The sequence below is a fragment of the Vibrio pelagius genome, assembly GCF_024347575.1.
In the GTDB taxonomy this organism is placed as follows: Bacteria; Pseudomonadota; Gammaproteobacteria; order Enterobacterales; family Vibrionaceae; genus Vibrio; species Vibrio pelagius.
On record NZ_AP025503.1, the window covers coordinates 260,972 to 275,674 of the forward strand.

The window sequence follows — 14,703 nt, forward strand, 5'->3', positions numbered from 1 at the left end:
TTTGTTTTTATACCGATTTATTTTGAATTGAACGAGGTCAGTCCTATGTCAGCTAAGAAGCCTATGGCTCTAGTGATTCTTGACGGTTACGGTCACCGTGAAGACACAGCAAATAACGCAATCGCGAATGCAAACACTCCATTTATCGATAGCCTGTTTGCTAACAAACCAAACACGCTAATCTCTGCTTCTGGTATGGATGTAGGCCTACCTGACGGTCAAATGGGTAACTCAGAAGTGGGCCACACGAACATTGGTGCAGGTCGCGTGGTATACCAAGACCTAACTCGTATCACTAAATCTATCGCTGATGGTGAGTTCGCTGAAACACCTGCTCTAGTCGAAGCGATTGACTCTGCAGTTAAAGCTGAGAAAGCAGTACACATCATGGGTCTTATGTCTCCAGGTGGCGTACACTCTCACGAAGACCACATCTACGCAGCGGTTGAAATGGCGGCAGCACGTGGCGCTGAGAAGATCTACCTGCACTGCTTCCTAGACGGCCGTGACACGCCGCCACGTAGCGCACAAAACTCTCTACAACGTTTCCAAGACCTATTCGCTAAACTAGGTAAAGGCCGTGTGGCTTCTCTAGTGGGTCGTTACTACGCAATGGACCGTGATAACAACTGGGATCGCGTTCAAGTAGCTTACGATCTTCTTACTCAAGCGAAAGCAGAATTCACAGCAGAATCTGCAGTGGCTGGTTTAGAAGCGGCTTACGCTCGTGAAGAGAACGACGAGTTCGTTAAAGCAACAGCGATCAAGGCGGAAGGCCAAGAAGACGCGATCATGCAAGATGGCGATGCGGTTATCTTCATGAACTACCGTGCTGACCGTGCACGTCAAATCACTCGTACGTTCGTACCAGATTTCGACGGCTTCGAGCGTGAAGTGTTCCCGGCAATCAACTTCGTGATGCTAACGCAATACGCTGCGGACATCCCACTAGCTATCGCATTCCCACCTGCGTCTCTAGAGAACACCTACGGTGAGTGGCTATCTAAGCAAGGTCAAACTCAGTTACGTATCTCTGAAACGGAAAAATACGCACACGTTACATTCTTCTTCAACGGTGGTGTTGAGAACGAGTTTGAAGGTGAAGAGCGTCAATTAGTTGCTTCTCCAAAAGTGGCGACTTACGACCTACAACCAGAAATGAGCTCTGCTGAGCTAACTGAGAAGATGGTTGCGGCTATCAAGTCTGGTAAGTACGACACTATCATCTGTAACTACCCGAACCCAGATATGGTTGGTCACACTGGCGTTTATGAAGCTGCAGAAAAAGCGATTGAAGCGATGGACGAGTGTGTTGCTAAAGTAACAGCAGCTATCGAAGAAGTGGGCGGTCAAATGCTGATCACTGCTGACCACGGTAACGCAGAGATGATGGTAGACCCAGAGACAGGTGGTATCCACACTGCTCACACAAACCTACCAGTGCCTCTAATCTACGTGGGTGACAAAGACGTTGAGTTCAAAGAAGGCGGTAAACTGTCTGACCTAGCTCCAACAATGCTTTCTCTAGTCGGTCTAGAAATCCCAGCAGAGATGACAGGTACAGTTCTGGTTAAATAGCTTTCGAGTTATTGAACAGTACGCAAAATACTGAGAGCCCGCACCTTGTTGTGCGGGCTTTTTGTTTTTTAGATGCGAGAGGCGGGTAAACGAGATGCGAAGGGCTTAAAAGCGGATGCTCTAACAATCTTTTCGTATCTCGATACTCGCATCCCTCATCTTAAGTGCATAACAATACCCCGCAACACCACCTACGACGTTCCCCAATGCCAAGCCAATAAATAGACCTTCAATACCATCTAGCAGGCTACCAATCCAAGCAAAAGGTAGCGTGAACAGGAATAGGCGCATAAAGCTCCATTGGAAAGCTTTGAGTGGTTTGTGCATGGCGTTCATGCCGCTAATCAGCATCATCACTATGCCTTGGAAACCATAGCTGAACGGGACGACTAACAAGTAGTGCCATAAGATGTCGCGAACCGACTCTTCTTGAGAGAAAAGGGCGGCGAGCGGAATACTAAGTGGCACCATCATCAAGAAGATGAGCCCTTGGAACAGCACGGCAAAGCGCATGCTTAGGAACAAGGCTTTGAAGCTACGCTCTGGGTTGCTCGCCCCAAAGTTCTGCGCCATGAAAGGGGTCAGGGCAGAGGTGAGAGACATCAACACAATGATCAATATCGACTCAATTCGTTGCGCAGCTCCATAAGCAGCCACAGCCTCAGTCCCTTGCTTGGCGAGCATCATCATAATAATCGCGCCTGCCAGCGGATTCAGCGCATTAGATAGTGCCGCTGGCGTGCCAATGGTAAGGGTCTGCTTCCAATCATTGAACATGTCTTTAGGTTTAGGCAGTGCCAAAAGCTTCTCACGTTTGATAAGCACGTAAAGTGAGCCGCACAACGCGCCAAACCAACTCAAACCACTCGCTATCGCGGCTCCTTGAATACCGAGTTCAGGGAAAGGCCCGTATCCAAAGATGAGTAGTGGGTCGAGCACGCCATTGATAAGGCCAGCCAACATCATAATTTTGGCGGGGGTTTTGGTATCGCCACTGGCACGAATCGCGCTGTTACCTGCCATTGGAATCACGAGCAATGGGATCGCGAGATACCACACCAACATGTATTCCGATATCAAGGGTAGCAACTCTGGCTCAGCGCCAAGTGCTCGGAACAAAGGCTCTAATGTGAAAATACCGAGCGTTGAAGCACTAATGACGAGAATGACGGCCAGCAATAGTCCATGTGCGGTAAAACGTGCCGCATTGTCGGAGTTGCCTTTGCCAAGTAGCCGACCGATGTTGGTAGAAAGTCCAACCCCAATCCCCATGGTGATGCAGTTAATCGCAAAGGTGATCGGGAAGGTGAAGCTCACGGCTGCGAGCGCTTGTGTACCCAGCAGTGAGATGAAGAAGGTATCGACAAGGTTGAACATCAAGATCGCCACCATACCGAAGATGGTCGGTATGGTCATGGTTCGCAATGTCTCTGCTATGGGAGCCGTCAAAAGCCCGTGCTTATCTCGCATGTACAACGCCGTAAAAACTAAAAGCGTAGGATAAACAGATGTGGCTTGGAAAGAAAGGAAAGCATCTGCCCTTTGAGATCACAAATTTTTTCTATAACCCCTTGGGATCTTTCACTTCGCCCCAACATAGAGAAGGAGCCCACGCCAATCGTGGCAACTATCAATTTAAATGGAAATTATCAGGAGATAAGACCGATGAATATCCGTCCTCTACATGACCGAGTTATCGTTGAGCGCCAAGAAGTTGAATCTAAATCTGCTGGTGGCATCGTTCTAACTGGTTCTGCCGCAGAAAAATCAACTCGCGGTGTAATTCTAGCTGTGGGTAAAGGCCGCATCCTAGAAAATGGTTCAGTACAACCATTGGACGTTAAAGTTGGCGACACCGTTATCTTTGCTGAAGGCTACGGCACAAAAACAGAAAAGATCGACGGCAAAGAAGTTCTAATCATGTCTGAAAACGACATCATGGCGATCGTTGAGTAATCCGCGCTATATAAACTGAACTGACTGAAAATAGAATTTAAAGGAAATAAAGATGGCTGCTAAAGACGTTAAATTTGGTAACGACGCACGAGTTAAAATGCTAGAAGGTGTAAACGTTCTGGCTGACGCAGTAAAAGTAACGTTAGGTCCTAAAGGTCGTAACGTTGTTCTAGACAAATCATTTGGCGCACCAACCATCACTAAAGATGGTGTTTCTGTGGCACGTGAAATCGAGCTTGAAGACAAGTTCCAAAACATGGGCGCACAAATGGTGAAAGAAGTAGCGTCTCAAGCAAACGACGCTGCGGGTGACGGTACAACGACAGCAACAGTACTTGCTCAAGCTATCGTAAACGAAGGCCTAAAAGCCGTTGCTGCTGGCATGAACCCAATGGATCTTAAGCGCGGCATCGACAAAGCAGTTGCAGCAGCAGTTGAAGAGCTAAAAGCACTGTCAGTGCCATGTGCAGACACCAAAGCTATCGCGCAAGTAGGTACTATCTCTGCAAACTCTGACGCAACAGTAGGTAACATCATTGCTGAAGCGATGGAAAAAGTGGGTCGTGATGGCGTTATCACAGTTGAAGAAGGTCAAGCGCTGCAAGACGAGCTAGACGTGGTTGAAGGTATGCAGTTCGACCGCGGTTACCTATCACCTTACTTCATCAACAACCAAGAAGCGGGTTCTGTTGATCTAGAAAGCCCATTCATCCTTCTTATCGACAAGAAAGTATCGAACATCCGTGAACTTCTTCCGACTCTAGAAGCGGTTGCTAAGGCATCTCGTCCACTTCTAATCATCGCTGAAGATGTAGAAGGCGAAGCGCTTGCAACGCTAGTTGTGAACAACATGCGCGGTATCGTGAAAGTGGCGGCTGTTAAAGCACCTGGTTTCGGTGACCGTCGTAAAGCAATGCTACAAGACATCGCTATCCTAACTGGCGGTACGGTTATCTCTGAAGAGATCGGTCTAGACCTAGAGAAAGTAACGCTAGAAGACCTAGGTCAAGCTAAGCGTGTGACGATCACTAAAGAAAACTCAACCATCATCGATGGCGCGGGTGAAGAAGCGATGATCCAAGGTCGTGTTGCTCAAATCCGTCAACAAATCGAAGAGGCGACTTCAGACTACGACAAAGAGAAACTACAAGAGCGTGTTGCTAAGCTAGCAGGCGGTGTTGCAGTAATCAAAGTTGGCGCTGCGACTGAAGTTGAAATGAAAGAGAAGAAAGACCGTGTAGAAGACGCACTTCACGCAACTCGCGCTGCAGTTGAAGAAGGTGTGGTTGCGGGTGGTGGTGTTGCACTTATCCGCGTTGCTTCTAAAGTTGCTGGTCTTGAAGGCGACAACGAAGAGCAAAATGTGGGTATCCGCGTAGCACTACGTGCAATGGAAGCGCCAATCCGTCAAATCACGAAGAACGCAGGTGACGAAGAGTCAGTGGTTGCGAACAACGTGAAAGGCGGCGAAGGTTCTTACGGCTACAACGCTGCGACTGGCGAGTACGGCGACATGATCGCAATGGGTATCCTAGATCCAACGAAAGTAACTCGCAGCGCACTACAATTTGCTGCATCAGTTGCTGGTCTAATGATCACAACAGAAGCGATGGTAACAGACCTACCGCAAAAAGACGCGCCAGCTATGCCTGATATGGGTGGCATGGGCGGTATGGGTGGCATGGGCGGTATGATGTAATCACCCCTCGCTATTCATAGTGACATTGAAACGGAGACTTCGGTCTCCGTTTTTTATGTCCTGACATCGTCATTCCCTACAGCGAAGCACGAGCGTGATAGGGAATCTAGTTACTTGGGTAGAGAAGATTTTCAGGTGTTGAGATTCCAGACACTTCGTTCCTCAGTTCTGGAATGACGTGAATGCTAAGTACATCGAACTCTCGTCATTCCCTATAGCGAGGGACGAGCGTGATAGGGAATCTAGTTACTTGGGTAGAGAAGATGGTCAGGTGTTGAGATTCCAGACACTTCGTTCCTCAGTTCTGGAATGACGTGAATACTGAATGCTTCGAACTGGCGTCATTCCCTATAGCGAGGGACGAGCGTAGTAGGGAATCTGGCTCTTAGTCTTTTATCATCTCGTTCACTCGAATCCCGCATCTGCTCCTATCTGCTCTATACTCAAAAAGACAGTTATGACATTGATTTAACATGGATGACTGTTAGATAAAGCAAAATAATGAGATAACTCTATGATTGTTAGTGAACTTATCGATTAATAATTGACTTATTGATCGCTAATAAACGAATCAATCTCGGATTCAGTCAGTGGAGACTCCCCAATGAAAAAACTACTTTCAGTACTTGCAGTATCAGCAGCGGTCATCGCTCCGGCGGCCTTTGCTTCATCGCCAGTGATGTTCTCAACAATCAATGGATTTAATGCACCAGATTCTGATGCCGTTGGCGGTGTTCGCGTGGCGCTACTTCACGGTAAAGTCAATGACCTAAAAGGTGTAGATCTTGCGGTGATTGGTATGTCTGAAACTCAAACCACAACGGGTGTAAACCTTGGATTTTTTGGTGCGTCTAAGGTAAACCAAGAGATGACCGGTGCATCTTTGGGTTTCTTCAACTGGAATGAAGGCCAAACAACGGGTGTTAACTTTGGTGCTGTGAACATTACCAACAATGTAAAAGGCGCTAACGTAAGTTTCGTGAACTACTCGAAAGGCGACACTATGGTCGATGTCGGTGCAGCGAACTTGTCTGAAGTCTCGACGGTACAAGTGGGTATCTTCAACAAAACCAACAAGATTGAAGGGGTGCAAGTTGGCCTAATTAACTGTGCTGACAACGGCTTCTTCCCTTGCTTCCCGATCGTTAACTTCGCTAAATAACGACTACAATCAAAAGCCAAATCACTGTGAGCACCTAAGTCGATAGATTAGGTGCTTTTTGATGTTCGATGAATGACTCAAAATCAAGAGTTATTCATCGATATTGTTGAAGTGTATTTAAGGCTTATTGAATCGACCTCTGCGCATCCATCTTTGGTGTACGCCTCGGCGGAGACTCTGGAAGCTGTTTTCAAGCTTATCGACACCCAGCAAAACCATGATCGCTAAAACAGTGATGATCACCGATTGGCTAAGGTGTCCCAGTGCAATCATCATCCCCAATGCGGCCAAGACCCAGATAATAGCGGCAGAAGTCACGCCATGAATCTTCCCATCTAACGCCATCATCACCCCAGCCCCCAAAAAGCCGACGCCAGTAATGATTTGGCCTAACACACGCGCTTGGTCGAGCGTATTTGGTGATAGGCTTATTGCCATCGTCAGGAATAAATAGGTACCACTGATGATCAAAACCGAGGTGCGAATCCCCACTGGTTTACCGCGTGTTTGACGTTCAATACCGATTAAGGCGCCGCACAACATGCACACGGCGAGTGCTGCCCAGCTAAAAGGGGCAAGATTGAGGAATTGTTCGATGGTTTGTGGCATATCACCCCCTCTTAAACATGAAAGAATAGGGCCGAGTATGCGGATAATAGGTCGCACGATCGAACAAAAAGTTTTTGTCTAGACGATTAATCTTTACCGTTTGGTCACGGGCAACGACTGCTGAGCACTCACAACCGCTGGTGGTCATTTCAATGAGATAAACCTTTAATACCAATCGTAGTAAATAATTGCTCACCCTAGCTTGTTAAAATGCTCGATAACTGCGTTAGAATTTTTGATTGTAGAATAACTACTTATCGAAAAATTCTGCCTTGTTCTCAAGCCTTTTTACTGCGCTATTTTTGATCACTTATTTACTGTGATTGGTATAATGCATGTGGTTTGGTTCGAACTATTTTTTCGGTAACGTTTTATTCTAGGTGGAGGTCGAGTGGTGTTTTGCTGCTGCGGCCACCAATCTCTCGGGTGAGCTTTGGTACAAGATACCCAGACACTTCCGCTATTAAACCTTGCATGTGCTGCTTTGCTTCTTCATCCGAGATATAAAAATGGGCGGCGCCCTGTACCTTATCAAGTACATGCATATAGTAGGGTAAAACCCCAGCATCAAATAGGCTCTCGCTCAGGCTCTTCAAAGCGTTCACACTATTGTTGACGCCCTTTAGCATGACACCTTGGTTAAGCAGAATCACGCCACTTTGTCTGAGTTTCGATAATGCTTGTTTTAGCTCATCGTTGATCTCATTGGCGTGATTAATATGGTTTACCAACACCACGTTCAGGCGAGTGGTGCTTAGAATGTGGCACAGCTCATCAGTAATACGCGCAGGGATCACCACCGGCAGGCGACTGTGAATGCGAACCGTCTTAACGTGGGGGATAGCTTCAATTGCGTTAACTAGCCATTTCAATTCACTGTCTTTAGCCATCAACGGGTCGCCCCCAGAGAGCAGCACTTCATTGATCTCTGGATGCTGAGCCACATACTCAAGACTCGTTTGCCAAACCGACTTCGAACCTTTGTTGTCTTGATAGGGGAAGTGACGACGAAAGCAATAACGACAGTTCACCGCGCAGCCACCTTTCACTATCATCAAAGCGCGGTTTTTGTATTTGTGCAGCAGTCCCGGAATCGCGTTGTCTTGCTCCTCTAATGGATCGGCAGAGTAACCTTCATGCACTTCAAATTCTTCGCTCAGTGGCAAAACCTGACGCAATAGCGGATCGTGTGGGTTGCCTTTTTCCATTCGCTCGACAAAGCTTAACGGGACGCGCAGTGCAAATAGGTTGCGTGCGGCAAAGCCTGCTTGCCACGGTGTTGGGTCTATTTCCAATGCTTCAAGGAGTTTTGTCGGGTCTGAGATCGCATTCGATAGCTGTTTGAGCCAGTTTTGCTCAACAGATTCGACTTTTCGGGTTATGATATGCGGCATTGAAATCAACTCAAAGATGTGTAAGAGGAAATCATGGCGTCAGTAAGCACCAATGAATTCAAAGGCGGTTTAAAATTCATGATGGATAACGAGCCTTGCTCAATTATCGAAAATGAATACGTTAAGCCAGGTAAAGGCCAAGCGTTTAACCGTGTTAAACTTCGTAAACTGCTGTCAGGCAAAGTGTTAGAGAAAACATTCAAGTCAGGCGATACAGTAGAACTAGCAGACGTTGTCGACGTTGATCTAGGCTACCTGTACTCAGATGGCGAGTTTTTCCACTTCATGAACAACGAGACATTCGAGCAAATCGCTGCAGACGCGAAAGCCGTTGGCGAAACAGCTAAATGGCTAGTTGAAAACGACGTATGTACTCTAACGTTGTGGAATGATAACCCTATCACAGTAACTCCGCCAAACTTTGTTGAAATCGAAGTAACGGATACCGATCCTGGCCTGAAGGGTGATACTCAAGGTACGGGTGGTAAACCAGCAACTCTAGCAACAGGTGCGGTAGTTCGTGTACCTCTATTCATCGCTATCGGTGAAGTGGTTAAAGTCGACACTCGTACTGGCGAATACGTTGGTCGTGTGAAGTAATTGACTTCAACTGTTTGATGAAAGGTCGCTTAGGCGGCCTTTTTTATTATCTGCTTTTTTTCTCGTCTTCTGATTTATCCCCAATAGAGACCTGCCCCGCAAAATTAGCACAAATGTGTATTGTTCGTAAAAATCTTATAAATTTGATGAATCTTTCGATTATTCCTTAATGTAACAATTTGATACATTAGCCTCTGTTGTCAGCGAGTTGCATATCAATTTGATTTTTATCGATTTAACTCAATGACAATCCAATAAGGAGAATAAAATGGAAAGCAGAGGCTTAGGACAGGGTTTGAAAGTAGAAGAGAGACGTCAGCTACTACACAAAGGACTCAAAGCGGCAGTATTTGGTATTCCGCTGCTCGCATTAGGCTTAACAATTAATAGCTCAGTGCTGATGACCGATGCCGGTTACAGCTACGTGCACCAAAACAACATTACGGGTGAACTCGATGTATTCACAGAGCCGGGCATTCACTTTCGAATGCCGTTTCTGTCTAAGATCACCAAGTATGACCAAGTCATTACCGTGTCATTTGGCAACAGCAAAGGGGAAGATTTCTATCAGAGGTTAGATCCGGTACAGGTGCGTTTTGCTGATACCTATATCGGGCAGATCCCAGTGACGTTCCGCTTTAAGCTGAGTAACGATCCACAAGCTGTCGAAAAGATGCATAAAGAGTTTCGTAACAACAGCAACTTGATTGATGCTTTGTTAGTGAAGAATGCGCGTAACGTAACGGTGATTACCGCAACCCAGTACACGGGTGAAGAGTTCTTCCAAGGTGGCTTGAACCAGTTTAAATCCAAACTGGGTGACCAGTTGCGTGAAGGGATCTACCTGACCGAGCGTCGCCAAGTTGAAGTGGAAGAGTTAGAGCTAGCTCCAGTTGGGGCAAACCAGTCAAACTCAAACCAGCTCCAGCGAACCAATCAATTGGTGTGGAAGACAGTTCCGGTAGTAGACAATACTGGGCAGCCAATTCGTCAGGACAACCCGCTGCAGCAATATGGTATTCAAGTGACGCAGGTGACGATTGGCGACCCTCAACCAGAGAAGCAGCTGGATCAGCTCTTGGCGGACAAGAAGCGTCTCGTTGCAGACCGCATCCGAGCTATTCAGGAGCAAGAGACCTCAAAAGCGCAAGCGGAGACAGAGCAGCTACGTAAAGAGATTCAGCGTACTCGTGAGGTTCAAGATGCGCAGCGCAGTAAAGAGTTGGCTATCATCTCTCAACAAAAAGAGGTCGAAGTTGCCCGTCAAATAGCGGAGCGTGAAATCGTAGAAGTCGAGAAGACCAAGCGATTGGCTGAGGTTGAAAAAGAGAAAGAGCTTGCGATAGCAGAAGCGAACCTAGCGATTCAGAAAGCCAATGCGTTGTCTGCTGAATTTGAAGCGAAAGCGATTCTTGAAAAAGGTCGAGCGGAAGCTGCAGTACTGAAGGCGAAGTATGCCGCACTTGGTGCTAACCGTGAGGTGTATCTCGCTGAGCTAAACCGTGAGGTGGCGAACTCACTGTACAACAACCTGCAGAACTTCCAAGTACAGATGCCACAAAACTACATCGGTGGCGGTGAAGAGACTGGTTTGAAAACCAACCTCGATGTGATTACAGGCTTCGGAGCTCTGGGCTTAATGGAGCAAACCAAGAAGGTCACACAGCAATAAGATCATAGGTGGTCAAAAGCTCTGATTGCACCATGATTTAGAAAAGCAAAGAGGCTGATACTCAGGTATCAGCCTCTTTTTCTTGAATCGGATACTATAAAAATATGCGACTCTTGCCAGCCATATGACATTGTTATTTTTGTGGTGATAATTCTATCAATAATAGTTTCACTTTATGTAAGGCGGTGTAAGAGATGTTGAAAAACGTGAAGAGCAGGCAAAAAAAAGCAGAACCGGCTCACCCAGTTCTGCTTTTCGTTTTCCTTCGAAGTTCGTCTATTCGAAACTCGCCTATTCGAAACTCGAATCTGCTTTTAAGCTCTTCGCATCTCGTCTACTCGAATCTCGTATCCGCTCTTAACTAGATCATAAACACAAAGATCACAGCCAATGCGCTGATTAAGCCTGCAAATGCGTAGCACGCAACTTTACCAACAACACCTGTGTGAAACTTAAGATCGTGCATGCCGTGGTGAACACGGTGCATGGCGTGCCACATAGGTAGAGCTAGTGTACCAATCACAAACAGGCCACCAATGATGCTGGTAGCGAAGCCTGAAACGCGCTCGTAGCTCATCGCTTCTGCATCGATAATGCCCATTGGTACTAGGATACCGAGTACTAGGATCGTGATTGGCGTGATCATCGCAAACCAAGTACCGCCAGCACCAAATAGGCCCCACCAGATTGGCTCGTCAGAACGTTTAGGAGCACGATTTACTTTGTAACTTGGGTTCATAATTTAGCTCCTTAAACCACAACAAGAACGATGAGTGAAATAAAGGCGACTGCGGCCCATTGACCAAGTACGATAAGCTTCTTATCGAGCAGTTTACCTTTGATACGAATCGGCATTACTTGAGGCATCATGCTAAAGAAGGTTTGAGCATGAAGCAGGCTACCCACTAGTGCGACAATGTTAATGCCAACGATGAAAGGGTTTGCCATGAAGTCTAGCCAGGTTTGCCAAGATTCAGGCCCTTTCACAAGTGCACCCAAACCAAAGGTTAAGAACACAGTGAACAGCACCAGTGGCAGCACCGTTGCTTCGCGTAGCATGTAGAAGCGATAGAATGGATGCTTGCTCCACCACGTTCGATTCATTTCACGAACATAAGGTTTACGGTTGCTCATCTTATGCCTCCTCTGATGTTTTTGCTTGGTTCTTGCTAACTGAAGTACCGTCAGGTTTGAACATCGAGATAACGAAGTCCATAGAAGACTCAACTTTGCCTTGGTTTACTGCCGCTGCTGGGTCGACTTTCTTCGGACAAACTTCAGAGCAGTAACCCACAAAGGTACAACCCCAAGCGCCGTTTTCACCATTGATAAGCTTCATACGCTCATCTTTACCGTTATCACGGCTATCTAGGTTGTAACGGTGAGCAAGAGTCAGTGCCGCTGGGCCGATGAACTCAGGGTTCAAACCGAACTGAGGACACGCTGCGTAGCAAAGACCACAGTTGATACAACCAGCGAACTGTTTGTATCTCGCCATTTGCTCTGGTGTTTGCAGGTTAGTGCCGTCTTCTGGCTTGCGGTCATTACCAATGATGTAAGGCTTGATCGCTTCTAGGCGCTCGATGAACGGCGTCATGTCGACAATCAAATCTTTCTCGATTGGGAAGTTAGCCAATGGTTCGATAGTCAGGCCATTCGGGTAGTCACGTAAGAAGCTCTTACACGCTAGCTTTGGCACGCCATCGACCATCAGGCCACAAGAACCACAGATCGCCATACGACAAGACCAACGATAAGAGAGGTCTTTGTCTAGGTTATCTTTGATGTAGCCAATCGCATCAAGAACCGACATGGTTTCATCAAAAGGCACCTTGAAAGCCTGCATGTACGGTTCTGCATCTTTCTCTGGGTCGTAGCGCAGGATATCTACTTTTTGGATACGATTCGCTGACATTACGCTTTCTCCTCTTCACGGTTCTCATCTTGAGCTGCTTTTTCAGCCGCTGCCGCTTTCTCTGCTGCTTCACCATACAGACGCGCTTTCGGTTGAGACTTGGTGATCTTAACGTCGCTGTAGTCGATGGTTGGTGCTGCATCTTCGTTGAAGAAAGATAGAGAGTGTTTTAGGAAGTTCACGTCATCACGCTCAGTGCAGTTGTCGTCTAGACGTTGGTGTGCACCGCGAGACTCTTTACGTAGGATTGCTGAGTGAACCATCGCTTCCGCAACCTCTAGGCCGTAGCCCACTTCGATAGCGTAAAGTAGGTCAGTGTTGAACACCTTGCCTTTGTCTTTAATGCTGATCTTCTTGTAGCGCTGCTTAAGCTCAGTGATCTTATCGATGGTTGCTTGCATTAGGTCTTCTTGACGGTAGATACCACAGCCTGCTTCCATGGTGTGACCCATTTCAGTACGAATATCTGCCCAGTTCTCGTCGCCTTCTTGGTTCATCAGTGCTGCGATGCGATCTTCGACCGCTTTCACTTGCTTCGCGATAGACTCTTCATTCCAGCCTTTGAACTCTGCGGCACGTTTCACAGCGTGTTCACCAGCCACGCGGCCAAATACCACGAACTCAGCCAGAGAGTTAGAACCTAGGCGGTTTGCACCGTGTAGGCCAACCGACGCACATTCACCCACCGCGAATAGCCCCTTAATGCGAGTCTCACATTCACCGTTGGTTTCGATACCACCCATGGTGTAATGAACAGTTGGACGAATTGGGATTGGCTCTTTTGCAGGGTCGACGTTCACGTACGCTTTCGCAAGCTCACAGATGAACGGCAGACGCTCTTGCAGGTACTCTTCACCAAGGTGGCGAAGGTCAAGGTGGACTACATCACCAAGCGGGTGCTTGATGGTGTTGCCTTTCTGCTGCTCATGCCAGAATGCTTGAGAAACTTTGTCACGTGGACCCAGTTCCATGTATTTGTTTTTCGGCTCGCCCACTGGTGTTTCAGGGCCCATGCCGTAATCTTGCAGGTATCGGTAGCCGTTCTTGTTGACGATGATACCGCCTTCACCACGACAACCTTCGGTCATTAAGATTCCTGTACCAGGAAGACCTGTTGGGTGGTATTGAACGAACTCCATATCACGCAGTGGTACACCGTGGCGATAAGCCATTGCCATACCGTCGCCGGTTACGATGCCGCCGTTTGTATTGCAGTGGTAAACACGACCTGCGCCACCCGTTGCTAGTACAACCGATTTTGCTTTGATGGTAACAAGCTCACCTTCAGACATGTGAATCGCGATAAGGCCTTGTACTTCACCTTCTTCAACGATCAAATCCACCACAAAGTACTCGTCAAATCGTTTGATTTGGTCGTACTTCATCGAAGTCTGGAACAGAGTATGAAGCATGTGGAAGCCGGTTTTGTCCGCTGCGAACCACGTTCTCTCTACTTTCATACCGCCAAAGCGACGTACGTTTACTTCACCATTTTCTTTACGACTCCATGGGCAGCCCCATTGCTCCATTTGGATCATTTCGCGAGTCGCGTTCTCAACAAAGTATTCAACAACATCCTGTTCACATAGCCAGTCGCCACCGCCAACCGTATCGTTGAAGTGGTTATCTAGGCTATCTTCGTCCTTGATTACAGCCGCTGACCCGCCTTCTGCTGCCACCGTGTGCGAACGCATCGGGTAAACTTTAGAAATCAGTGCGACTTCTAATTCAGGATTAGCTTCAGCCGCTGCAATAGCAGTACGAAGACCAGCGCCGCCTGCGCCGATGACTGCGATATCTGTGGTAATTGTCTTCACAGTTATCCTCCAGTGTGATGCGGAGTTTTCCGCTTGTTATTATTAAAAGCCGATTTAGGAAGTTCTAAATAGTCGTAACCATTCAGCACCCCTAAGCCTTAAGTGGTAGGTTCAGTGTATGAGAGGATGTGATTTCAAAAATTGATGTATTTAGTGTTTTGCTTCGGTAGTGCAAGCGAGAGCATAAACTTTATGGAATCTGTGACTGTAGTCACGGCAAGAATTTGTTGCGTGCTACAGTTAAGATAAGGTGTCGATAAATGTAGCGAAATTGAGAAGTTTGTTATTGATTTTGTTGATT

The 14,703-nt window shown here is 47.1% G+C and carries 13 protein-coding genes; 6 read left to right on the forward strand and 7 right to left on the reverse strand.

What is annotated here, in order from left to right:
* Positions 1-45: 45 nt before the first annotated feature.
* Positions 46-1,578 (forward strand): 2,3-bisphosphoglycerate-independent phosphoglycerate mutase, encoded by a 1,533-nt coding sequence (gene gpmM, locus vsple_RS01180; RefSeq protein WP_261882459.1) that lies wholly within the window; start codon positions 46-48, stop codon positions 1,576-1,578.
* A 120-nt stretch (positions 1,579-1,698) separates the two neighbouring features.
* Here the strand turns inward: gpmM and vsple_RS01185 are convergent, their stop codons facing one another.
* A complete protein-coding gene (locus vsple_RS01185) occupies positions 1,699-3,048 on the reverse strand; it encodes an MATE family efflux transporter (RefSeq protein WP_261882460.1) in 1,350 nt (449 codons plus the stop codon).
* Positions 3,049-3,243: 195 nt separating this feature from the next.
* Here vsple_RS01185 and vsple_RS01190 point away from each other — a divergent pair, with 195 nt between their 5' ends.
* From vsple_RS01190 to vsple_RS01200, 3 genes are all read left to right on the forward strand, one after another.
* Positions 3,244-3,534, forward strand: a complete 291-nt coding sequence (locus vsple_RS01190) for a co-chaperone GroES (RefSeq protein ID WP_032551221.1) — start codon at positions 3,244-3,246, stop codon at positions 3,532-3,534.
* Between the two features lie 52 nt (positions 3,535-3,586).
* Positions 3,587-5,233 (forward strand): chaperonin GroEL, encoded by a 1,647-nt coding sequence (groL, locus tag vsple_RS01195; RefSeq protein ID WP_261882461.1) that lies wholly within the window; start codon positions 3,587-3,589, stop codon positions 5,231-5,233.
* Between the two features lie 604 nt (positions 5,234-5,837).
* The gene (locus vsple_RS01200) at positions 5,838-6,395 is read left to right on the forward strand and encodes a VC2662 family protein (protein WP_255231612.1); all 558 of its coding nucleotides are present in this window, start codon (positions 5,838-5,840) and stop codon (positions 6,393-6,395) included.
* 117 nt (positions 6,396-6,512) lie between these two features.
* Here the strand turns inward: vsple_RS01200 and vsple_RS01205 are convergent, their stop codons facing one another.
* Together vsple_RS01205 and epmB are read right to left on the reverse strand one after the other, a co-directional pair.
* Positions 6,513-7,004 carry an MgtC/SapB family protein gene (locus tag vsple_RS01205; protein ID WP_261882462.1) on the reverse strand — a complete coding sequence of 164 codons (492 nt, stop codon included), beginning with the start codon at positions 7,002-7,004 and terminating at the stop codon, positions 6,513-6,515.
* Between the two features lie 371 nt (positions 7,005-7,375).
* The gene (epmB, locus tag vsple_RS01210; RefSeq protein WP_261882463.1) at positions 7,376-8,398 is read right to left on the reverse strand and encodes an EF-P beta-lysylation protein EpmB; all 1,023 of its coding nucleotides are present in this window, start codon (positions 8,396-8,398) and stop codon (positions 7,376-7,378) included.
* Between the two features lie 33 nt (positions 8,399-8,431).
* Here epmB and efp point away from each other — a divergent pair, with 33 nt between their 5' ends.
* Together efp and vsple_RS01220 are read left to right on the forward strand one after the other, a co-directional pair.
* Positions 8,432-8,998: an elongation factor P gene (gene efp, locus vsple_RS01215; protein ID WP_032551233.1), complete on the forward strand. Its 567-nt coding sequence runs from the start codon at positions 8,432-8,434 to the stop codon at positions 8,996-8,998.
* Positions 8,999-9,266: 268 nt separating this feature from the next.
* A complete protein-coding gene (locus tag vsple_RS01220) occupies positions 9,267-10,670 on the forward strand; it encodes an SPFH domain-containing protein (RefSeq protein ID WP_261882464.1) in 1,404 nt (467 codons plus the stop codon).
* A gap of 361 nt (positions 10,671-11,031) precedes the next feature.
* Here vsple_RS01220 and frdD read toward each other — a convergent pair whose 3' ends face one another.
* From frdD to frdA, 4 genes are read right to left on the reverse strand one after another with little or no spacing between them, the layout of a single operon-like run.
* On the reverse strand, positions 11,032-11,409 hold the full coding sequence (gene frdD, locus vsple_RS01225) for a fumarate reductase subunit FrdD (RefSeq protein ID WP_150872923.1): 378 nt from the start codon (positions 11,407-11,409) through the stop codon (positions 11,032-11,034).
* Positions 11,410-11,420: 11 nt separating this feature from the next.
* A complete protein-coding gene (gene frdC, locus vsple_RS01230; protein ID WP_261882465.1) occupies positions 11,421-11,804 on the reverse strand; it encodes a fumarate reductase subunit FrdC in 384 nt (127 codons plus the stop codon).
* A gap of 1 nt (position 11,805) precedes the next feature.
* Entirely contained in the window at positions 11,806-12,585 is a 780-nt protein-coding gene (locus vsple_RS01235) for a succinate dehydrogenase/fumarate reductase iron-sulfur subunit (RefSeq protein WP_261882466.1), read from the reverse strand.
* Positions 12,585-14,402 carry a fumarate reductase (quinol) flavoprotein subunit gene (frdA, locus tag vsple_RS01240; RefSeq protein WP_255231606.1) on the reverse strand — a complete coding sequence of 606 codons (1,818 nt, stop codon included), beginning with the start codon at positions 14,400-14,402 and terminating at the stop codon, positions 12,585-12,587. The genes vsple_RS01235 and frdA overlap by 1 nt, the downstream gene beginning before the upstream one ends.
* Between the last annotated feature and the right edge of the window lie 301 nt (positions 14,403-14,703).